We start from the raw sequence: 204 nt of genomic DNA on the forward strand, positions 1-204 counted from the left end.
TGGTGAGCCGTTACCTCACCAACTAGCTAATGCGACGCGGGTCCATCCATAAGTGACAGCCGAAGCCGCCTTTCAATTTCGAACCATGCAGTCCAAAATGTTATCCGGTATTAGCCCCGGTTTCCCGGAGTTATCCCAGTCTTATGGGCAGGTTACCCACGTGTTACTCACCCGTCCGCCGCTAACTTCTTGAGAGCAAGCTCT

General features: G+C 52.9%; 1 rRNA gene. It reads right to left on the reverse strand.

The annotated features are described in order from the left end of the window. Positions 1-204, reverse strand: a 16S ribosomal RNA gene (locus MR113_RS28300); the annotation flags it as partial.

Origin of the sequence: Bacillus cereus group sp. BfR-BA-01379 (assembly GCF_022663605.1) — a bacterium.
GTDB classification, from domain to species: domain Bacteria; phylum Bacillota; class Bacilli; order Bacillales; family Bacillaceae_G; genus Bacillus_A; species Bacillus_A mobilis.